The sequence below is a fragment of the Lactobacillus sp. UCMA15818 genome, assembly GCF_030400225.1.
In the GTDB taxonomy this organism is placed as follows: Bacteria; Bacillota; Bacilli; order Lactobacillales; family Lactobacillaceae; genus Liquorilactobacillus.
On sequence record NZ_VJYB01000003.1, the window covers coordinates 40,573 to 63,789 of the forward strand.

14 protein-coding genes and 2 pseudogenes are annotated in these 23,217 nt (G+C 36.4%); 5 read left to right on the forward strand and 11 right to left on the reverse strand.

The window, feature by feature from the left end:
• Positions 1 to 34 precede the first annotated feature (34 nt).
• From FFX44_RS05540 to FFX44_RS05570, 7 genes and pseudogenes are all read right to left on the reverse strand, one after another.
• The gene (locus tag FFX44_RS05540; RefSeq protein WP_289978723.1) at positions 35 to 271 is read right to left on the reverse strand and encodes a hypothetical protein; all 237 of its coding nucleotides are present in this window, start codon (positions 269 to 271) and stop codon (positions 35 to 37) included.
• Positions 272 to 380: 109 nt separating this feature from the next.
• The gene (aldA, locus tag FFX44_RS05545) at positions 381 to 1,847 is read right to left on the reverse strand and encodes an aldehyde dehydrogenase (RefSeq protein ID WP_289978726.1); all 1,467 of its coding nucleotides are present in this window, start codon (positions 1,845 to 1,847) and stop codon (positions 381 to 383) included.
• A gap of 67 nt (positions 1,848 to 1,914) precedes the next feature.
• A complete protein-coding gene (locus tag FFX44_RS05550; protein WP_289978729.1) occupies positions 1,915 to 2,751 on the reverse strand; it encodes a sugar phosphate isomerase/epimerase family protein in 837 nt (278 codons plus the stop codon).
• A gap of 107 nt (positions 2,752 to 2,858) precedes the next feature.
• Entirely contained in the window at positions 2,859 to 4,289 is a 1,431-nt protein-coding gene (locus FFX44_RS05555; RefSeq protein ID WP_289978731.1) for a glycoside-pentoside-hexuronide (GPH):cation symporter, read from the reverse strand.
• A 17-nt stretch (positions 4,290 to 4,306) separates the two neighbouring features.
• Positions 4,307 to 5,425: a glycoside hydrolase family 88 protein gene (locus FFX44_RS05560; protein WP_289978732.1), complete on the reverse strand. Its 1,119-nt coding sequence runs from the start codon at positions 5,423 to 5,425 to the stop codon at positions 4,307 to 4,309.
• Between the two features lie 768 nt (positions 5,426 to 6,193).
• Positions 6,194 to 6,970, reverse strand: coding sequence for an ABC transporter permease (locus FFX44_RS05565; protein ID WP_289978733.1), 777 nt, complete (start codon positions 6,968 to 6,970; stop codon positions 6,194 to 6,196).
• A gap of 11 nt (positions 6,971 to 6,981) precedes the next feature.
• Positions 6,982 to 7,923, reverse strand: a pseudogene (locus FFX44_RS05570) (ATP-binding cassette domain-containing protein).
• A 138-nt stretch (positions 7,924 to 8,061) separates the two neighbouring features.
• Between FFX44_RS05570 and FFX44_RS05575 the strand changes: the two are divergent.
• Positions 8,062 to 8,568 (forward strand): MarR family transcriptional regulator, encoded by a 507-nt coding sequence (locus FFX44_RS05575; RefSeq protein ID WP_289978735.1) that lies wholly within the window; start codon positions 8,062 to 8,064, stop codon positions 8,566 to 8,568.
• A gap of 375 nt (positions 8,569 to 8,943) precedes the next feature.
• On the opposite strand, the pseudogene FFX44_RS05580 reads toward FFX44_RS05575, so the two are convergent.
• Positions 8,944 to 10,913, reverse strand: a pseudogene (locus tag FFX44_RS05580) (glucose PTS transporter subunit IIA).
• 179 nt (positions 10,914 to 11,092) lie between these two features.
• Between FFX44_RS05580 and treR the strand changes: the two are divergent.
• From treR to FFX44_RS05605, 4 genes are all read left to right on the forward strand, one after another.
• Entirely contained in the window at positions 11,093 to 11,851 is a 759-nt protein-coding gene (gene treR, locus FFX44_RS05590; protein ID WP_289978741.1) for a trehalose operon repressor, read from the forward strand.
• Entirely contained in the window at positions 11,844 to 13,523 is a 1,680-nt protein-coding gene (treC, locus tag FFX44_RS05595; protein WP_289978742.1) for an alpha,alpha-phosphotrehalase, read from the forward strand. The genes treR and treC overlap by 8 nt, the downstream gene beginning before the upstream one ends.
• Positions 13,524 to 13,615: 92 nt before the next feature.
• On the forward strand, positions 13,616 to 14,443 hold the full coding sequence (locus FFX44_RS05600; RefSeq protein ID WP_289978744.1) for an undecaprenyl-diphosphate phosphatase: 828 nt from the start codon (positions 13,616 to 13,618) through the stop codon (positions 14,441 to 14,443).
• Between the two features lie 319 nt (positions 14,444 to 14,762).
• A complete protein-coding gene (locus tag FFX44_RS05605; RefSeq protein WP_289978745.1) occupies positions 14,763 to 16,073 on the forward strand; it encodes an amino acid permease in 1,311 nt (436 codons plus the stop codon).
• Between the two features lie 153 nt (positions 16,074 to 16,226).
• On the opposite strand, the gene FFX44_RS05610 is transcribed toward FFX44_RS05605, so the two are convergent.
• The 3 genes from FFX44_RS05610 to gltB all read right to left on the reverse strand — a co-directional run bounded on the left by FFX44_RS05610 (position 16,227) and on the right by gltB (position 22,913).
• A complete protein-coding gene (locus FFX44_RS05610; protein WP_289978746.1) occupies positions 16,227 to 16,649 on the reverse strand; it encodes a YjdF family protein in 423 nt (140 codons plus the stop codon).
• A 354-nt stretch (positions 16,650 to 17,003) separates the two neighbouring features.
• The gene (locus tag FFX44_RS05615; RefSeq protein ID WP_289978748.1) at positions 17,004 to 18,428 is read right to left on the reverse strand and encodes a glutamate synthase subunit beta; all 1,425 of its coding nucleotides are present in this window, start codon (positions 18,426 to 18,428) and stop codon (positions 17,004 to 17,006) included.
• A 12-nt stretch (positions 18,429 to 18,440) separates the two neighbouring features.
• A complete protein-coding gene (gene gltB / locus FFX44_RS05620; protein ID WP_289978749.1) occupies positions 18,441 to 22,913 on the reverse strand; it encodes a glutamate synthase large subunit in 4,473 nt (1,490 codons plus the stop codon).
• Positions 22,914 to 23,217 lie beyond the last annotated feature (304 nt).

Genomic DNA, 23,217 nt, shown 5'->3' on the forward strand with positions numbered 1-23,217 from the left:
ACTCTATTTTTAACTATATATAACTTTTTAGTTATTAAACGGGTTTAATTTGGTCAAGCGCTTTCATTAAATATTCAAAATTAGGTTTTTTTGTAAAATTAAATTGACTTGCTTCCAACCGATTGAATTTTTCGATTAAATAATACGCCGTCAGATAGCGAATTAAAGCCTTTTTACTAATTTCAAGATCTCCGTCATCCTTAAAACCAGACCCTGCAACTACTGCACAGGCAAACTCATTTGAATCAATTTTAATCTTTTTGTCTATCATCTTTTTTACCTCCAGTGTATACATAATGTGAATAGTATTTTCCTAAAGTTGATAAAATTTCTGTAATAAATTATATTTGTCAAAGATCTATATATACCAGAATAGTTTATCAACCAAGTGTGTCCTCTGGATGAGCCTTTAAATAAATAACATGAGTATTCAGAAACTCTTCTAATCCATGACGACCGTCATCTCCACCAAGACCTGAGTTTCTCCAACCCGAATGAAATCCATTCATTGCCTCAAAGTTAAAGCGATTCACATAGGTTTCACCAAATTCAAGCTCCTTTACAGCACGTAAGGTATTATTTAGATCTTTAGTAAAAATTGATGATGCCAAGCCAAACTCACTGTCATTAGCCAACTCAATTGCTTCGGATAAAGTCTTAAAAGTCAATATGGGAAGTACAGGGCCAAAAATTTCTTTTTGCATAATTTCAGAGTTTTGTTTGACATTGATAATTACTGTTGGTTCATAGTAAAAACCATTTTCGATTTTTACTCGATGTCCACCAGCTATAATTCTCCCTCCTTCTTTGACAGTTTTTTGAACCATCGCATCCACCTTATCTAAAGCTATTTGATTGATAAGTGGACCCATTTCGGCTTTTTTGTTTTTTAAGGGATTTCCTACAATTACTTTGGACATCTTTTGAGCCAATTTTTCCGTAAATTCTTTACTAATTTTTTCTTGGACATATATACGTTCAACATTGTTACAAAGCTGACCGTTGTTATCAATACGTGAATCAATAATAGCTTGAACTGCCAAATCAATATCAGCATCACTACATACAATTGCTGGAGCTTTCCCACCAAGTTCAAGAGAAACCTTGGCCATGTGTGTTGCCGCACCTTCCATTACATTTTTACCAGCTTCAACAGAACCAGTAAGACTGATAATTCCAATCTTATGATTATGGGAAATTTCATCCCCAACCTGTGTACCAGGACCTGTAATGAAATTAACAACCCCTGCAGGAATTCCTACTTTATCAACAATTTTTGCAAACTCCAAGGCCACATTTGGAGTATCAGAACTCGGTTTTAGTACAATAGTGTTACCCGTTACCAAGGCCGGTCCCATTTTACGAGCAATTAGGAAGAAAGGAAAATTCCAAGGAAGAATACCTGCGGCAACACCAATAGGTTGTTTTGCAATTAGAATATTCTCATCAATATTATCAGACTGAAGTATTTCGCCTTCATATGTTCTAGCTTGTGCTGCCATATAATCTAAGTAATCAGCAGAAAACAATACTTCTGTTTCGGCTAAAGATTTGATTTTACCTTGTTCTTCTTGCAAGATGTAGACTAAATTGTCCTTATTTTTACGAATCTCTTCAGCACATTTTTGAAGATACTTTCCTCTTGTTGGAGCTGGAAGTTTTTTCCATTTTTTTTGTGCAGTTTCCGCCATATCAATGGCGAATTGGGCTTCTTTTCGTGTTGCATTTGGAACAGTTGATATTTTTTCTCCTGTTGCAGGATTAATTACAGTCAATACCTTGCCAGATTCAGAATCTTGAAACTTTCCATTGATATACATTTTAAAATGTTTAATACTTTTATACATTTTTTCTTTTTCCTTTCTGAAAACAAATCTTTTATAAATTAGGTTAAGTATCTATCTGAAACCATATTTAAAGTTCTGTCGCAATTTTGTTAATTCTTTTTAAAGAAATTTCAAAATTTTTTTGTGGAATCTCATCCAAAATTACATAGGGACTAGACTGAAAACTGTTCATTGCATTCAACATCTTTTTCAAGGGTGCAACACCATCACCAATTGGAACACCTACTTTTTCTCCTTTACTAAAGATATAATCCTTAATGTGGAAAGCATATATCTTCTCACCAAAAGCATTAATGGCATCCACCAAAATACTGTACTCATTATCCTTTTCTTTTAGAACTAGGTTCATTGGATCTAATATAATCTTTAGATTAGGTGACTTTATTTCTTCTACCAACTTTTTGGTAACGGCCACATTATATATAGGGTGATTAACACCTGGCTCTATCCCTACCAAACAACCACATTTTTCAGCTGAAGTAACCAATAGCCTAACTTGCTCAATAGTTGCATCAATTACTTTATTTTTATAATTATTTGAAGTTAGATGAAAAGTTGGATCAACACTACCTGTTTCGGTTGCTACTAAAGCGCTACCAAAACTACTTGACATAGATAAATATTTTTGAAATATTTTTACTTCTCGCTTTCGTTTAGTTAAATTTGGATGAATTATATTCACGTAACATCCTAACAAGGCAATTTGAATATTATTTCGTTCCAAAGACCACTTAACTTTATTGGCTAATCCAAAGGAAATATTTTCACCATTGGATGTCGTTTTGGCAAGTGATACCCTGGGAGCAAATTGGATATATGAAAATCCTAAATTACTTAACTTATTGGAAAGATTATCTATATCATCAAATATTTGAACATCATGTGCCCTAATACCTAGTTCCATTTTAAAATTCCTTTCATATAGATTATTGCCTTAACAAATAATAAAAGTGATAAGTCGATATTACCTTAACTATGGAACATCATTTTTTTCTTTTATAAAACTCATTATTATTCTTGCTTATTGATTGTTTTCAATTCTGTAGTAACCCTATCCATATTTTTCTTATTTAATGAATAACCAAATATCAAAATTAAAGCACTGATAAGTAACAAAGTAGCTGGCATCAAATTAGATACCGCGTAGATACGCTGCCTAACAGTTTCACTTTGTAGTACGCCACCTGTCATTGAAGATTGATACCCAATTAAAGCTAGTAACCAACCGCTCATTCCCCCAGCAATTGCTTGACCAACCTTACGAGCAAATGAATTAATAGCGTAAATCGTACCATCTTCCCGATAACTTGAAATGTACTGATGATAATCAATAACATCACTAATAAACGCCCAAACCATCAAGTTAAAGAAAGAATATGCAATTGTTCCTACAAACATCAATGCTAAATATGTCCACGAATTTTGGATATGCATAAAATATAGCGCATAAAAATCAACAGCGGATACAATCAGTGCTAAAGAAGATGCTTCCTTTTTGCCAAAATGTTTAATTATATAAGTTGCAAATGGTGCTAAAAGTATTGGACAACCATATGTGAAAAATTCAGCAATCGACAATGCAACGTTATTTTTAAAGAAATCATTAAACAAATAACTCATCATTGTGCCCAAAGCACTTTGATTAATAACAATGAACATATCAGTAAAAATCAATGCAATTAAAGGTTTATTAACGCTTACACTTTTAGCCATGTTCTTCAATGATACTTTTTGCCTTTTTTCAACCTGCACACGCTCAGTTGTTAAATGATAAGTTATGTTATAAGCAATAAAAGCTAAGATTGCACAAACAATCGAAATATAGAAAAATCTCATTCCGCTAATTTGCTTGTGACCACTACCAATACTGGTATACATAAAAATAGGAATCAATAAACCAGTGGTGGCTCCACCGATTGCAGACCCGACACTTCTAAATGTTGACAAAGAGGCCTTATCATCCGAATCAGCACTAATTGCAGAAGCCAATGAACCATAAGGAATATTAATACAAGATAATAAGACACCATAAGCTAAATAACTAATAGTTACGTAAATAAGCTTACCTGTCATTGAAAAGTCATTGACAAATGGGAAAAATAGCACAATACAAATCAAACAAAATGGATATTTTGCTTTTCTAATCCAAGGTCTAAAGCGCCCTTGGTCTGTCAGTTTAGCTACATCTGCAATTCTGCCAATTGCAACATCAGAAATAGCATCTATAAACCGAGCAATTAAAAACAAGGTTCCAAGTGTTGCTCCTGTAATTCCTAAAACATTTGTATAATAAATCGTGATAAAACTATTGACAAGTCCTAAAATAAAACAATTACCTAAATCACCAAACATATATCCAACTTTATCTTTAGTTCCAAACGAAGCAGCCTTTATTGCTAAGGCTTTTTCATTGCTGTCATTACTTGTTACTCGATTATCCATTATATTACACCTCGATTTTAATAAAACTTCTTCAGATATTCAGTCAGAGCTAAACTAGCCATAGATTGACCATATGGCATAATTGAGATTTTAATATTTTTATAAAAATCTAGATCTGCACCCATCGGAGTTCCTGCTGAGACATGTGCTAAACCACCATTTTCGTCAATATTGTTAAGTAGTGCTTGAATACCTTTTTCAGCTACAGATAAGTAATGGGTGTCAATCATATTATTATTAAGCGCTTTCAAAATGCCATAAGTAAATCCTGCTGTAGCAGAACCTTCAAGATAGGAACTCGAATCATCAACTAAAGTATGCCACAATCCAGTTTTTGAATCCTGATATTTTTGTAAAGAATCAAGTTGATATTCTAAGCTAGTCAGTATAAATTGTTGGTAACCGTCATTTTTATCGAATCCTATCAGTGACAAGAATTCTGGGATAGCAATTGTTATCCAGCAATTACCCCGACCCCAAAAAGCTTTACCAAAATTATTTCGCTTATTAAAAGTCCAACCATGATACCACAGACCTGTCTCTCGATCCTGTAAAAACTGAATGTGCAATAAGAACTGTTTCTTAGCTTCTTCAATGTATTCTTTTTTATTAAGTACAGTTCCAAGTTTAGCGATTGTTAATACACTCATCATCAAAGTATCATCCCACATTTCATTTGGATTCAAATCTCCAAATGTTACGTGTTGAAACCCTCCTCTTTCTGTCCTTGGAAGATCGTAATAAAGCCATTTTCCCCACTGCTTTAGAAATGGTAGATAAGCCTTATTACCAGTTTCTTCATATAGGTAAGAAAGAGTCAACATCTGTACCATTGTGTTAATGTTTTTTTCAACTGGTTCTCCAGTTAAATGTTTATCATACCAGCTAACAATACTCTCTAGAACCTTTTTATCACGAGTTAGTTGAAAATATTTCATCATACCATAAAGACCGATTCCTGATGTCCACTCCCAATAATCAAAACTCTTATTATCGATAATCGAACCATCAGCAACCTTAACTGAAAACTCACCTGTTGGATCACTTAGATTCACTAAATTATGAATTAACAATTTAATTGTTGTTTGCAGCTGACCTTTTGTTAAAGACTTGTCTTTCACTGCTACTTTATTCATTGTTCTTCCCTCCTACAATTATTTAATAGATTTTATCTCACTTTCAAATGGCTATAAATATTAAGTTATATTAATTATTATAATATAGAAATAAAACTCATTCATTTCCACTTGATCATTAGATCACTAAAATTAAATATTGCTGATACAAAATGAAATAATGAATAGTAACTTATTTTATTCATAGAAATAATGCCGTTTTTGTTATTTTTCAAGTGTTACATAAAAATATTTCAAGATTGCATCACCACCACAAGTTTCCTTTTAAGAAATCTAATTTCCAAATAAAAGTATAATACATCACATATTTTTTTTCAACTCTTTTTAAACACTTTGAAAAATAGCACTGTAAAATTTTCTCCAATTTTACAGTGCTCAATTTAATATGCAAATTTTATAATCAAATTAGCCACCTTGAAAATAAAAAAATCATGTATTATTTGGGTTCCAATACTAAAACTAATGAGAAGGTCTTTTCACTATACTTTATCAAGTTTCTACCACACTTCATTGCAAAGGTCAGCACTTGGCATGTGTAAGGAATTTCAAATCAATATAATTGCTAATTGTATCTCTTAATCGATCTTCTGATTCTTATTCTTGAATATACTTTTCTATTATTTTTTAATTTAGTCCCATTGTACCTGCATAACATGTGCCCTATTATCTTTTCTAAGCTTTCTATATACAATTTCATCTTGCATGGACGTTATCATCTTTTGATAATGCATAAACTATTCTGCCCTATACACCCCATAAGTTCGATTACTAACTGCGTTGCTGATAGACAAAAATAGTTAATGGCATAAAAATCATAATAATTATTACACCACTGATAAGCACTAGAGTAGCATTATTACTCCAACTACCAGTTCTCAAAATTGTTCTGATCGCAGTAATTGTTAGACTGACGGGATTAATTCTAACTAGGGATTGCAAAAAACGTGGTAATGTATTTGTTGGAATAAAGGCATTAGATAAAAACGTCATCACTAGAATAATAATCATTGATAAACTGCCAATTAACTCCGCATTCTTGACCATTAAGCCAACTAAGGCAAAAATCCAAGAGATAGACCAGCCAATAAAAATAGCTAATAACATAACTATTACAAGTGTAGGAATGTTAACAGATGGTCGCCATCCCATCAAAAAGGACGTTGCTAATGTCATTATCCCAGAAATTAGTAGTCGAAACATGTCACCTACTAATTGTCCTGCTAGTGGTGCAATGGGTGAAATTGGTAAGGTTTTAAAGCGGTCAAAGATGCCTTCATTAATATCTTCACGCAATTGTTGTCCAGAACCTGAAGCAGCATTCAAGATACTTTGGACCAAAATTCCAGATACCAGCATCGGTAAGTAAGCATGTACACTACCCGCAATAACTCCCCCAAACAGGTACCCGAACAACAGAGTAAAAATCACTGGTTGAATAATAACGTCACTGAGGTTATCCGGATTATGCAAAGTCTTTAGTAAGTTACGGTGCGCCATGGTAAGTATATTGTTAACAACATAATTCTTTGTCAAGTTTAACTTCATAATTTTTCTCCTTAATTTTTACCAATCGTCATTTTCAAAAAAACATCATCCAACGATGGAGCTCCAATCTTCAAGTTGCTAATTAATATTCGAGCATCTTGAAGCTGATTCAATATTGGAGTAACTAACTGCATATCATTAATTACCAAGTAATACCGTCAATGTTCGATCGGTAACACTAACAGGTCGTTCTAAAATACCTTGGACAATACTGCGAGTTTGCGCAACCATTTGTAAATCTGATACCTCTAACCGAAGTTGCATCCCACCTACTTGCTGCTTTAGTTCACTCGGCGTCCCGATTGCAATCATTTTGCCATGATCAATGAGAGCAATTCTATTTGCCAAGTGATCTGCTTCCTCCAAATATTGGGTTGTTAACAAAACAGTTGAACCACTCGCCACCAGTTTTTGAATAGCATGCCACATCTGTGTTCGTGTCCTTGGATCTAACCCTGTTGTTGGTTCATCCAAAAAAAGTATATTAGGATTTCCAATCAAGCTAATGGCTAAATCTAAACGACGACGCATCCCACCAGAAAATGTAGCTAAAGCTTGATCAGCTGAATTAGTTAAGTCAAAATCCGTTAATAGTTCGCTCGCACGGCTAGATGCGGCATTACGAGTTAAACCGGTTAATTTACCAAATATCAATAAATTCTCACGTGCGCTTAAATCTTGGTCAATCGCCGTGGCCTGCCCGGTCACACTAAATTGTTGACGTGCCAGTCGACTCTGCGTCATCGTGTTAAATCCATTCAAAAAAATCTCACCTTCATCTTGATGCAATAAAGTTGTCAACATCTTTAAAAGCGTGGTTTTTCCAGCTCCGTTTGGACCCAATAAACCAAATATCTCACCTCTTTTTATAGTAAAAGAAACGTTGTTCACTGCTTTTTTTTCGCAAATCTTTTCTGAACATTCCTTACTTCAATCGCCTCATAGCTACACATGTAGCAGCACCTCCTTATAATTAATCAGGTTACCTGACTAAAAATATAGTAAGGCCACCTGATTAAAATGTCAAGGAAAATTATTATGAAATTTCGGAATGGTGTATACTGAAGTAAACGTTAAGGGTAAGATTAATTATGAAAAATAGAATCAAGGCGGAACTAGCTGCAGGAAAATTAGCAGAATATGAACAACTTAGTAAGATTTATGATGATATTGTTAAACAAGTTCGTCCTCATTTGACAGTTGAAGGTCAAGGAAAAATTTTGCTGGCACTGGCTGACGAAAACCATCTATCTCAGCACCAACTCGCAACACGTTTAGGAATGTCACCTCAGTCTACCAGCGAATTTGTCTATAAACTCGCCAAACGAAAGCTAGTAACTTTAACCAAATCACAAAAAGATCGGCGCGTAAATTTGATAAATCTAACTAATGCAGGTAGACAAGAAATCGAATCTGCTGATCAAGAAATTCCACCATTTGTTGATACCCTCTCTGAAACCGAACTGGATCAATTAATACCGTTACTTACTAAAATCACAACGGCTATGTATGCAGATATCGATGCAGCTAACCCCACCTTGGGAGTTAAGTTTCATAAGCTACTTGCCAGTCGATATTTAAAACAGTTTAAAAAATAACTTTCATATTTAAGCAACTCTCAAGAGTTAGATTTTTTTGGATATTACTTATTCAACACAAAGACTGAAATACCTGTAATGCCTCTTTCTGGGGTATTGTTAGTTTTTCTGAGAAAATAAAAAAACCATTGAAATATTTCAAACACATCATGAAGAAAGATATAATATTTTTCAGATTAAAACAAAAAGAGCCCTAATCATAAAATAATTAGAACTCCAATGTTTGAATTTACCAATAGTTCCAATGAAAAATCAAAGATTCTTACTCTCTTTGGTAGAATTCTTTAGTTTGGGGATTATGACCCCGTTTCCTTATTAACTCCAATTGAACGTATCCCATAAGTTAGAAATCTACGTGTATCTTTTTAAAATCCTCTATGCCTTTGAAGGATTCTTTTTCTTTTCAACCTGTGTCCCCATCTTCATTTGATCATTATATCCCCAGAACCATGTAACCAAGAAACTAACTACTAAGGCAGCCAAACTTGAAAGTAAGAATGCATAAAAGCTGTTCAAATCTGAAGAATTTTTCGGATCAAAGAATGAAGAAAAACCAATTAATGAGCCAGTAAAACCAAACATATTTCCATGCATCAATCCTGTAACCAATCCACTTGCAGCGGAACCAATCAGACCTGAAATAAATACCTTGCGATAGCGTAAATTAACACCATATATGGCTGGTTCTGTAACACCACAGAAGGCGGAAATCGCGGCCGCAAAGCCTAGGCCCTTGATATCATCTTTCTTAGACTTAATTGCCACAGCCAACACTGCCGCACCTTGAGAAACCATCGTTCCTGAAATAATTGCATTTAACGCACTTTCGCCACTGCCAGAAATCTGTTGCGCAACCAATGGTACAACACCCCAGTGCAAACCAAAGATTACCAAGATTTGATAGAATCCACCAATAACTGCTCCACCAAACCAACCTGAAATGTGAACTAACCAATTAATAAAATCAGCAATCCCGTTCGCGGCTCCTTGAATTACGGGACCTGTAATAACCAAGGTGATTGTACTAACAACTAAAATTGTAATTAAGGGTGTAAAAATCATTTGTAAATAACTTGGAAGACTTTTCTTGAGCCAATTACCAATTTCTTTTGCAAACCAAGCTGCTAAAATCATTGGGAAAATCGAATAAGTATAGTTCAGAAACTGGAAGTTAAATCCACCTACCGAAAACATCGTCTTGAACTTACTTCCCCACTCAATAATCTGCGGATATGTTAATACTCCACCGATTACAGCTGTAATAATTGGATCTCCCTTCATATACCTCGCAGCTGCAAAGCCTACGAAAACAGGAAGAAAGAAGAATGCTGAATCTGCCATTGCACTAATCGTAAGATATAATGTACTTTTTGTACTTAATAACTGACCCAATTGGGGTAATGTCAATAATGCCAAAATTCCCTTAATAATGCCAGAAGCAGCAATGACTCCAATTACTGGTGTCATCGATCCTGTAATAACTCCAATCAATTTATTTATGTTGCGTGTTATCGGATTACCATCCGTACTCGGTTTTTTTGCATCATTAGCGGCACTGGTATCTGTGTCAGAATCAAGTTTCTTCGCAAATTCTGGTCCTAATTCTTCTACCACCGCATCATAAACATTTGTTACCTCGTTTCCAATCACAACTTGATACTGCCCAGATGCCTTTATCACATCGATTACACCTTCAGTATTCTTTAGTGCTTCATCTTTCGCGATACTTTCGTCCTTCAGATAAAATCGTAATCTTGTGATGCAATGAATCAAGTTATCTACATTTCCTTCTCCACCAACATCAGAAACAATTGTCCTAGCTAATCTTGAATAATCTTTGTTTGCCATCTTGCTTCCTCCTAGTTTTTTAACTTCAAAGTCCCAACTATCTCACCAACTGCATACTTTTTCTCCTCAACATCAAGGCTTTCAAGCTTATCATTGGAATTCGTGATAACTACCATAACAGTTGCCAATAACCCATTTCCCTGGATTTTTTGTCTATCCATTAACACTAATCTCTGTCCAACTTTGACTTTATCACCAACTTTAACTGGAACAACAAATGGTGAGCCTCCAAGTTCAACCGTATCAATTCCTAAGTGCAAAAGCACCTCTAATCCATCTGAAGTTGTCATACCTATAGCATGCTTTGTTTCCGCAACCACAGATATTTTGCCATCAAATGGAGAAATGATTTCATTGGCATTAGGTTCAATAGCAAATCCCTGCCCCATCGCTCCTGTAGAAAAAACCGCATCCTTCGTTTTAGAAAGCGCAATCAATTCACCTGAAACCGGAGCATGAATCTCTACCACATCTACTTTCTTTTTGAAACCGAACATTAATATCCCCTCCAAATTTTTAAACGCTTACATACATTTTCTCTTATCTTATAGCTTGTATATACATCTGTCAAATAATTAAATATCATTCCCTTGTTAAATAGAATTATTAAATTTGTTGATTGCATAGACAAGAATGTTATAATAAAAAGAAAACGATTACTTAAGGAGGAGTATCTTTGCAAAAAAATACAAATAAACAGAATATCATCGCTAAAGATATTGCAGAAAAAATCCACCATGGACTCTATTCTCCAAAAAAATTTTTACCAAGTGAACATCAATTATGTGACCTATATGGTACTTCGCGGGAAACAATCAGGAAATCCTTAGATCAATTAACTGAACTTGGTTTAATTCAGAAAATAAAGGGACGTGGGTCACTTGTTTTAGATATTCAAAAATTCACATTCCCAATTTCAGGAATCACCAGTTTTAAGGAGTTAAACAACTCTCTTAGCATGCATGCAAGTACCAAAGTTTTGAAGTTAGAAAAAAGAAAAATTCCAACATCTTTAATAAAAGAAATTACGCCTCCAACGCGAGATGCTTTCTATATTGAACGGCTCCGTTTGATTGGAAATGAACCTGCTGTTTTAGACATTGATTATTTGTTAAGCCCCCCGGTTACTGAATTACCCGTGTCAGTAGCTGAAGATTCGATTTATGCTTATCTTGAAAATGAACTTAGTTTAGAGATTTCATATGCCACAAAAGAGATTACTGTTGAGGCAGTTTCTAAAGCCATCAGTTCTAATTTAAAACTAAACTCTGATAATATCGCAGTGTTGGTCAAGAGCTTCACTTACCTTGCAAATACCAACCTACTGCAAATTACAGAATCATATCATAATCCGGAAAAATTCAAGTTTATTGATTTTGCAAGACGGCGAAAAGTCATGATTCATGATGAGTTAAAGGAGCATCGCTATGAGTAAAAAAAGAGATCTCAGTGAATTAGGGAAAAAAGTAATTTATCAGATTTATCCCAAGTCATTTTATGACAGCAACGACGACGGAATTGGTGATATTCGTGGAATAATTGCGAAAATAGACTATTTGATCAGTTTGAATATCGACATGATCTGGTTTAATCCTTTTTTCATTTCACCGCAAAATGACAACGGCTATGATATTGCAGATTATTACAACATTGATTCCGTCTTTGGCACAATGGACGACTTTGAAGAATTAGTTGCAAAACTTCGGGCAAATCATATTGGTGTAATGCTTGATATGGTTTTTAACCATTGTTCAACATCACACCAATGGTTTCAAAAGGCCTTAGCAGGAAATCAAAAATATCAGAATTATTTTTATATTCGTTCAACAAGAAAAGATGGTTCCCTCCCCACAAACTGGCAGTCAAAATTTGGTGGCCCAGCTTGGTCAAAGTTTGGTAATACTGACAAATTTTATTTACATCTATATGATCCAACCCAGGCTGACCTTGACTGGCACAATCCAGATGTTCGCTATGAAGCTGCAAATATTATCAATTTTTGGCAAAAAAAAGGAGTCACTGGTTTTCGTTTTGACGTCTTCAACGTTACTGGCAAATCCGAAACTCTTGTTAATTCAAATGGCGATGAAACTGCTGAAAAAAAGCTCTATACAGACACACCCATTGTTCATAAATATCTACACGAACTGAATCGAGCAAGTTTCGGACAAGATTCTCAAATTATAACAGTTGGTGAGATGTCCTCTACCACAATTGCAAATTCAATTGATTATACGAATCCTAAGAATCAGGAACTTTCCATGGTTTTCACTTTCCACCATCTTAAGGTTGACTACAAAAATGGTGACAAATGGCAAACTATTCCTTTTGATTTTATGAAACTCAAGGAATTACTGTTTTCATGGCAGGAATCTCTTGATAAAGGACATGGATGGAATGCATTATTTTGGAATAACCATGATCAACCGCGAGCACTTAGCCGCTTTTGCAATACACAAACATATCGTATTCAAAGCGCACAAATGTTAGCTACGGCCATTCAGCTACTTCGAGGAACTCCTTTCATCTATCAAGGTGAAGAAATCGGTATGCTTAATCCAGACTATACTTCCATTGAAGAATATGTTGATGTTGAAACCAAGAATGCCTACCATATACTGCAAAAAAGCGGTTTTTCAGAAAATGATGCATTTCTAGCTGTTAAGCAGAAGTCTCGTGACAATAGTCGAACTCCAATGCAGTGGACTGCTGCCAAATATGCTGGCTTTTCACATAACAAGCCATGGCTGGCTTCTACTAATCAAGACACTATAAATGTCGCGGCTGAACTAGATCATGGTAAGATATTCAAATTCTATCAAAAGCTGATTGCACTCCGAAAAAGTGAGCCACTTATCAGTGATGGTCACATTATGCCCTTGTTGCGCGATGACCAAAGAGTTTTTGCCTATAGCAGATATTTGGCTGATTCTGCATTAGTTGTTCTTACCAACTTTTATGATAAAACCACAACGATTGAACTACCATCAAAATATAAAAGACGTCACGGATCAGTTATTCTTTCAAATTACAATCGAACTCTAGGAGAACTGCCTAGAGTACTCACGCTAAAGCCATATGAATCACTAGTTTTTAAATTTAGTTGATCATTCTTAACCATTCCCTAAATTGTTTATCTACTTAAAATGAAGTATCATAGTGAGGTATGAAAACTTTTTAGTTGTGAAGGAGAAGTTGTATGTTTGACATTATAAAAGCGATTATTCTTGGAATAGTTGAAGGTATTACGGAATTCTTGCCGATTAGCTCTACAGGACATTTGGTATTGGTCGATGAATTCATTAAAATGGAACAGTCAAGGGCTTTCGTTGACATGTTCAACGTTGTAATTCAGTTGGGAGCCATAATGGCTGTTGTTGTTATTTACTTCAACAAGTTAAATCCGTGGGCATCACAAAAAAACTCACTTGAAAAAAAGCAAACTTGGACTTTATGGAAGAAAGTCATTGTTGCAGTTATTCCTTCGATGATTGTTGGTTTGCCGTTGAATGATTGGATGGATTCGCATCTGATGAACTGGCTAGTTGTCTCGGTTGCACTGATCTTTTATGGTATTCTTTTCATTGTCATTGAAAATCACAATGCACACGTTCAACCAAAAGTTGCAGATCTAAATACGCTATCATATAAGACGGCGATTATCATTGGTTTGTTCCAGGTTCTTTCATTGATTCCTGGAACTTCTCGTTCAGGCTCTACTATCTTGGGCGGAATCATGGTCGGAACATCTCGTTACGTAGCTGCAGAATTCTCATTCTTCTTGGCTATTCCAACAATGTTTGGCGCTTCATTGCTTAAGCTTTATAAGTATTTTAGTCATGGGGGAAGTTTAGCTGGTCTCCAAGGTATTATCCTTGCAGTTGGGGTTATTGTTTCATTCGTTGTAGCATACGTTTCTATTAGATTCCTGCTTAATTACATCAAGACTAAAGACTTCAAGATTTTCGGTTGGTATCGAATTGTCTTAGGTATCGTTGTGATTGGATACTTCCTTATCTTCCATTAATTAATACAAGAAGACTATATTATAAACTTTAGAGACTGAATCAACGCTAACTTTTGATTCAGTCTCTTTATTTTTTCTCGAAAAATATGGTTCGTGAGTCAAAACTTCCTATCTGTTTACTAAATTTATAAACAGTTTCTAATCATTTTTCAGCTTAAATGAAATTAAATCATTTTTAAATGAACATGATGAATTTTACTATAATCAAAAAAAATTATAAACTAGATAAGGTATACCAAGGAGGTATTTCATAATCGTTAAGAAAACAGAAATAAATAAAGACGGAACACACCGGTCACTAAGTAATCGTCATGTACAAATGATCGCTATTGGAGGAACTATTGGCACTGGCCTATTTTTAGGAGCTGGAACTACTATTTATAAAACAGGACCTTCAGTTTTATGGGTTTATTTATTTTTAGGTGTTTTCTTCTTTTTCATGATGCGTGCCATTGGTGAAATGCTTTATTCTGATCCCACACAACATACTTTTGTTGCATTTATATCGCGTTACTTAGGAGATACACTTGGGAGTCTCGCGGGCTGGACATATTGGCTAGGTCTCATTTTTCTTTCAACAGCTGAATTGACTGCTGTTGGAACATATGTAAAATACTGGTTTCCCAATTCTTCTGCATGGCTTGTTGAATTAATTTTCTTATTCGTTTTAGTTATAATTAATTTAGTTGCAGTCCGCTTTTTTGGAGAAGCAGAGTTTTGGTTTGCTATGATTAAGATCATTGCAATTGTCGCACTCATTATCACCGGTATTTTCATGATTTTTACAAACGCTAAAACTCCTTTAGGACATGCTAGTCTTAACAATATATTCAGGAACTATCAATTATTCCCCAAAGGAGCTTTTAACTTTATTACTGCTTTCCCGATGGTTTTCTTTGCTTTTCAAGGAATAGAGTTCATCAGTATTACAATCGGTGAAGTTAAATCACCACATTCTATTATCCGCAAAGCAGTTAACGAAACTCTTGTTCGAATCCTAATTTTTTACATTGGTGCGCTTGTAGTAATTATGGGCATTATCCCATGGCATGCATTAACTGCAGAAAAAAGCCCTTTTGTGCAAGTTTATCAGTTGGCAGGAATTCCGGCAGCAGCAGTTATTATTAATTTTGTTGTTTTAACAGCTGCTGCCTCTGCTTTGAATAGCTCCATTTTTTCTGCTGGGCGCCACTTTTATCAATTGGCGCTTGAATCATCTCATCAAAGTTGGTTAAATCAAAAATTTGCACATATTTCTAAAAATGGGGTTCCAGCAAGAGCAATTATTGCTTCAGCTATCTTGGTACTGATTGCACCCTTGATGAGTATTTTAAAGGGGATTAGTGAAGTTTTTACAATTGTTACTGGTGCCTCTAGTGATCTTTACATTATAGTTTACATTTTAGCTCTACTAGCACATCGGAAATATCGTACCTCTAATGATTTTTTAGCAAATGGTTTTCTTATGCCAGCCTATAGAATTACAAGTATGGCTACTATTATTTTTTTTGCTTTGGTCTTTCTTAGCTTGTTCCTAATTCCTGCAGATATTCCCGGAGCAATTGGAGCCATTATCTGGATAGTCGTTTTGTATAGTCTCATCTCAATAAATAAGCGTAAACAAATATAACCTAGACTACCTCTTCAAAAGGTTGTATTATCCTTCAAAATTTAAGTATTATTATTAAGGTTAATATGTATAAAAAGACCTCAGCTTTTTTAATCTGAGATCTTTTTTGTATAAGCATTTCCCACAAGTCACCCATAATTAACGATAAATTGCTCAATGACCTTTATGTTTTTGCTTTTTCTTTGCTTGTCGCATTTCAAAAGCAAGTACTTCTTTTGCTTCCCTACCGGCCTGCTTTATTTGCTTTTTCTTAGTCTTTCGAATCTCTATTTGTTTCTGTAATGCAAGTTGTGCTTTCGTACTTACACCTTTCTCAACACTCTTCCTAGCCAGACGTTGAAGTCGCTTGGGATTAATTCTCTTTTCTAGAACAAGAGCATTTGAATCACTTTGCCGAAAGAAAACCACTCTTGACCAATGATTAGTAACTAGAGTATAGATGCAGTTCAATTTAGGTTCTGAAGTTCCTAAGGTCACTTGTCCAACTTCATAAACTGAAGCATAACGCCTCTCAAAAATAGCCTTATAAAACGGTGGGTCAAATATAATGGTTAATGAACTCTTAATAGTTAACATTAAGCATCCTCCTTAAATAAATTAAGAAAGATGGACAACCAAGGAGGCAGGTTACTGATAGCTAAATCACTATGTTCGGACTACCAACCGAACCGTGTTTTTACTTTCCATTCTTATTCTAACACGAAATTATTCGTAATTCTGATACTATTTATTCGCCCATCAGTTAATTTTCAAAACAACAATCTAGCTTATTTTCAGTACACTACAAAAAGGGATCAAATTAAAATTCTTTTAATCTGCCCCTCTAACTATTACGAATAAATATATTTTATACATCAAAATTTTTTCAATTTACGATACGCACTCATTTACAATAACCTTTGTTTCACATGAAACCAATAAAATCTTTTTTTACACCTTAACCTGACAAGACTGATCAATCATATCCGCAGCCATTCGGCCCTCATAGATACCCCAAATTACAAGGCTAGCACCACGACGGGCATCTCCAGCCACATAGACTCTTTCTTGATCTGTTGTAAAGTCTTTATTTATTTCGGTAATATCAAAAGCATCAATTACCGATTGTTCAGCACCAGTAAAACCAAGAGCAATCACTACAAAGTCTGCTTCTAGTTCCTTTTCAGTTCCCGGAACTGGTTTGTACAACCGCGCTTTGCTTATAACAGTCTTTCTAAGCTTCCCACTTCTACCTTTAAAACCAATTGCAGTTGTTTCATAGATAGTCAGGTCTTCCTTGATTACACTATCCGCTTCCTTTTGACCGTAACCCTTCTTTGAAACAATCGGCCATTCTGGCCAAGGATTGCTTGTTCGTCTTTTCAGAGGTGGCTGTCGACTGATCTCAAGCTGTTTAATATCTGTTGCCCCTTGTCTCACTGCTGTAGCAATACAATCAGTCGCAGTATCACCACCACCGACAATCAGAACCTTCTTACCCGCTAATTTCTGGCTTGCAGCTACACCATCTTGTAAAACTTCTTTGGTAGCCAAGGTAAGATAATCAAGTGCCTGCATAATCCCCTTTAACTCGCGGCCTTCACCATTAATGTCTCGAGCTTGGCGTGCACCGACGGTTAATAATACTCTAGCATAACTCTCCTTGAGTTCATCGGCAGTAATGTCAACTCCGACATTGGTGTTCACAACAAACTTTATTCCAACATCTTCCATCACCTTAATTCGGCGCGCAACAATATCTTTAGGCAACTTCATATTGGGAATTCCGTACATTGCTAATCCACCTGGACAATCGTCTCTTTCAAATACAGTTACATCATAACCATACTTGTTTAGCTGCCAAGCGGCTGACAAACCAGCCGGTCCACTGCCGACAATCGCAATCTTGATGCCATTTCTGTGGAGTGGCATCCCGCTTTCTCTGACCCAATCAAATTTAAAGCCTTGCTCAATAATAAATTTTTCGTTATCTTTAATTGTAATTCCTTTACCATGAAGTGCTTCATTACAAGCAGCTTCACAAGGTGCTGGACACACCCTCCCAGTAAACTCAGGAAGTGGGTTAGTTTTGGTTAGTCGTTCAAAGGCCCGCTTATCCTCACTCCGGTATACCAAATCATTCCATTCTGGAATCAGATTATCATTAGGGCATCCACTAACAGCCTTACCACCAGCATAGAAGAAACCTGCATGACAATGCGGAACTCCGCAGTTCATACAGCGAGCAGCTTGCTTGCGTCGTTCTTCATCACTAAGTGAGTTCTGCATTTCTGCAAAGTCTTTAATTCGATCTTCCACAGAACGTGTGGGGTTATCTACACGCGGGTATTTCAAAAAACCAAACGGATCTGCCATTTTCGTTCCTCCTTACTTCATGATAGTTGGCTGAACACCCACAATTTCGTCAAATGCTTTTTGCTTCAGCTCTTCGTCAGTAACATTTTTGCTTGCATATTTAGCCATAATCTCATTGATATGTCTGAATTCTTTAGGATATACCTTTACAAAATGACCTGCTTCTACTTCCCAATTATCCAATATAAACTTGGCTTTTTGCGAATCAGTGTATCTAAAATGTTTACGCAGTAAGTCTTTGACAATCTTTTTGTCCTGCTCATTATCAATCTCAAACAACTCAATCATTTCCAAATTACATTGTTGTGGGAAACTTCCCGCTGGATCGTATACATATGCAATCCCACCAGACATTCCAGCTCCAAAGTTCCTTCCGGTTGAGCCTAAAATCATCGCAATTCCATTAGTCATGTACTCACAACCATGATCGCCAATTCCCTCGGCAACCACATGTGCACCCGAGTTCCTAACACAGAAACGTTCACCTGCTCGTCCGTTAAAAAATGCTTCACCGCCAGTGGCACCAAAACAAGCAACATTGCCGACAATTGGGGCATTGCTATAAAGCTGTTGGGCAACTTTGGGTGCGCGAACAACCAATCGACCACCGCTTAAACCTTTGCCAACATAGTCGTTTGCTTCCCCTGTTAGATCTAGTTCTAACCCACGAGTAATGAATGCGCCAAAACTTTGACCAGCCACTCCAGTATATTCAAATTTAAGCTGTCCGGCAGGTAGACCTTCATTGCCAAAGCGCTGTGCAATCCATCCACCCATTCTTGCTCCAACAGTCCGCATTCGATTATTAATTGGCTGCTTAATAACAACAGGCTGTTCACTTGCCAGTGCCATTTCGGCAAAAGCATTCAGTTCTGGCCATTGATACTTAGGGACAAATGGGTCAACTGATTTGCGTTCAATTCCAACAGATGTACTTAAGATTCTGGAGAAATCAAGTGACTTAGCTTTCCCTTTAGCAATAAAGCGTGGAGTAATATTTTCAGTATGTCCTACCAATTCATCAATCGTCCGATATCCCAAAGAAGCCATTTCCTCACGTAAATCTTGGGCGATGAATCGCATGCAGTTCTTGACATGCTCCGGTTTACCAATAAATAACTTACGTAATCCTGGATTCTGCGTTGCTATTCCTGTTGGACATGTATTAACACTGCATACGCGCATCATAATACATCCTATGGATACTAAAACTAATGAGGCAAAGCTGAACTCTTCCGCACCAAGCATAATTGCAATTGCAACATCCCGGCCCGTCATTAACTTGCCATCTGTTTCAATTGTTGTTCGCTGCCTCAAATTATTTAAAGCAAGTGTCTGATGAGCTTCTGCCAATCCCATTTCCCATGGAAGTCCCGCATCCCTAACAGAATTACGCGGAGCAGCACCTGTTCCTCCATCATATCCACTAATGGTTACCTTATCCGCTCCGGACTTGACAACTCCTGTAGCAATTGTTCCTACACCTGTACTTGATACGAGTTTGACAGTTACCTTTGCAAAAGGATTAATCTGCTTCAAATCATGAATCAACTGTTTCAAGTCCTCAATTGAATAAATATCATGATGAGGTGGTGGTGAAATCAGGCGCACTCCAGGAACAGAACCACGAATTTCTGCAACCCATGGAAAATTCTTAGTTCCAGGAAGTTGTCCACCTTCTCCAGGTTTTGCCCCTTGAGCAACTTTAATTTGCAGTTCTTCAGCACTCATCAAGTATTCAGCATTCACGCCAAACCTTGCTGATGCAACTTGTTTGATCTTACTATTGAGATTTCTTCCATCTGGCTGCAGCTTAAATCTTGCACGGTTTTCCCCGCCCTCACCACTATTACTCTTAGCATTTAATTCATTCATCGCCTGTGCGATACATTCATGTGCTTCTTTAGAGAGAGAACCAAAACTCATTGCCCCCGCCTTGAATCTTTTCACAATTTGGCTGACTGGCTCGACTTCAGACAATGGCACCGCATCGTGCGTTCCTCCTTTAATCTCCCATAGTGAACGAAGAGTAGTTGGTGAATCTTGCTCTTCTTTCCTCACATCTTCAACATATTCCCTATAAATCGCATAGTCGCCTGTGCGGACAGCTTGTTGAAACTTGTACATCGTCAAGGGATTATACAGGTGATGTTCTCCATCACGCCGATACTTGAAACTCCCGCCTGATGGCAAGTCTTCAATCGCTCTTGTATTAAATGCTTTACGATACCTAACTAGATATTCCTCTTCAATTTGGTTTAAAGATAACCCACCAATCCGACTTTCAGTCCCAGTAAAATACTTATTAACTACCTTCTCAGAAAGGCCAACCGCTTCAAATAATTGTGCACCCTGATAACCGATAATGGTAGAAATTCCCATTCTACTCATAACCTTAACGATTCCCTTTTCAGCCGCTTTTCGATAACTTTCAAGCTTATCTCCTAGGTTATAAGAAAGCAATGTTGCATAGGCACCATACGGATGAATTGCTGATGCACCATATCCAAGTAACGTTGCAAAATGATGAATCTCACAAGCCTCACCCGTGTCAACAATAATTGACGCCAATTCTCTTTTTCCTTTACGTACCAGATAATTATTCAAGCCTGAGACAGCTAACAATACGGGAATAATCAATTGTTCTCTTGTTGCTCCGCGGTCACTCAAGATTAGCAGATTCGCACCTTGCTCAATTTGTGACTCAGCTTCCTTGAACATATCATCTAGTGCCTGTTCTAAACGGTTCGGTCGCCCTGCAATGTCATAACAAATTGTTACAACAGCAGCCTTGAACCCATTTTTCCCATTCAAATGTCTTAACTTCTCATATGCTTTCGCATTTAGAATTGGTGAATCAAGTTTGATTTTTTTTGCATTTAGAGGAACATCCTTTGTTATATCTCCGTCTGCACCAAGAAACATCTCAGTCCCAATAACTAATTTCTCTCTAATTGCATCAATTGGCGGATTAGTGACCTGTGCAAATTGCTGCTTAAAGTAGGTAAATAGTGACTGCGGTTTCTTACTTAACACAGCCAATGGAGAATCATATCCCATTGAAATAATTGGTTCCTCACCCTTTTGAGCCATTGGAATCAATGCATCACGAATAACATCTTCCGTATAGCCATGACGTCTCCATAATGTCCGCAGTGCGCTTTCTGAGATGTTTTCATCAACGTCTGCTTCTGATAGATCATCAAGCGTTAATTGTTCATCTTTAAGCCACTTGGCATAGGGTTGACTACTTGAGTATTTTTCTTTAATCTCTGCTGTTCTGTAGAACTTGCCTTGACTAGTGTCTACAAGAATCATGTCAGCAGGTCCTAAGATTCCTTTTTCAATAATATCCTCTGGTGCAACATCATAAACACCTGACTCAGAAGCAACCACCAAGAAGTTGCCTTTTACAAGATTATATCTCGATGGTCGTAATCCATTTCGATCCAGTGCCGCACCAACTTGAACCCCATCTGTGAAACACAATGCTGCTGGGCCATCCCATGGGGCAACAAACCCTGCATTATATTCATCAAATGCTGCTTGCTTTGCAGACACGTGGGCATCCTTGCCCCAAGCCTCTGGAACCATCATCAACAGAATTTGTGGAATATCCCTACCATTTCGGTACAGATACTCCATACAATTTTCTAACTTAGCCGAATCAGAATCTTCATCGTTATATATTTCTATATTATGACTCACCATCCAATTTTCAGTTCTCTTCAAGGTGTTGATCTCACCATTATGAGCAATAAATCTAAATGGCTGTGCACGTTCCCAGCTCGGAAAAGTATTGGTAGAGAAACGCGAATGAATCAATGCAATTGCAGATTCCATCGATTCAGCGTGTAAGTCTGGAAAGAATTCTCCTACTTGGTAAGCATGCAGCATTCCTTTGTAACAGATGGTCTTACTTGATAAACTTACAATTGCAAATTCTTCAGCAGAGAAGGTCTTTTCCAAGTGCCTACGTAATCGAAAAAGGGAGTCTTCGTATTCTCTCCCTGGAGCTATATCAAATGGTTTCCCAATGATTACCTGCACAAAACCTGGCATCGTTTTTTGTGCTGTTGGTCCGCAGCTCTCATATACGTATGGAACATCTCTTGCTCCAATAACACGAAATCCTGCATCGCTAACTTCATCTTCAATAGACGAGAGCATTGCTTCTTTTTCAGCCTGTTTTTGTGGTAAAAAGAACATCCCAACAGCGTATTCACCAAAAACTGGCAAATTTATCTTCTGCTTATTAGCGTATGTTCTAAAAAAATTATCAGGCATCGCAAATAATATCCCTGCTCCATCCCCCGTATCAGGCTCTGAGCCTGTCCCACCACGATGATTCATTCTCTTCAACATAATCAGCGCTCGTTCGATTAATTCATGACTTGCTTTCCCATCAATTTGGGTAATAAATCCCATCCCACAAGCATCGTGCTCAAAGGATGGGCTATACATCGTATTATTGGAATTCTCCATCTTTACTCCCACCTTGCTAACAATCTGACTTCAATAAAATAAAATATCGATTAAACACTCTAATGTTCTTTTAATTCTAGTTATAAAATAATAAAAACACAAGACTAATCCCTCTATTGTTTGGAATCAAAAGAAATCTAACATCAAATGTTAATTATTATTAGCTGAAATTATTATTTCTATTTTTTCAAGCTCATTGTTATTCCATAAAATACGAACAATTATCTATAAATTTACATTTTATTCATTAATTTGCTTCTAATTTTATCGTGGATATTACTATAATTAGTTTTTATACTTAATT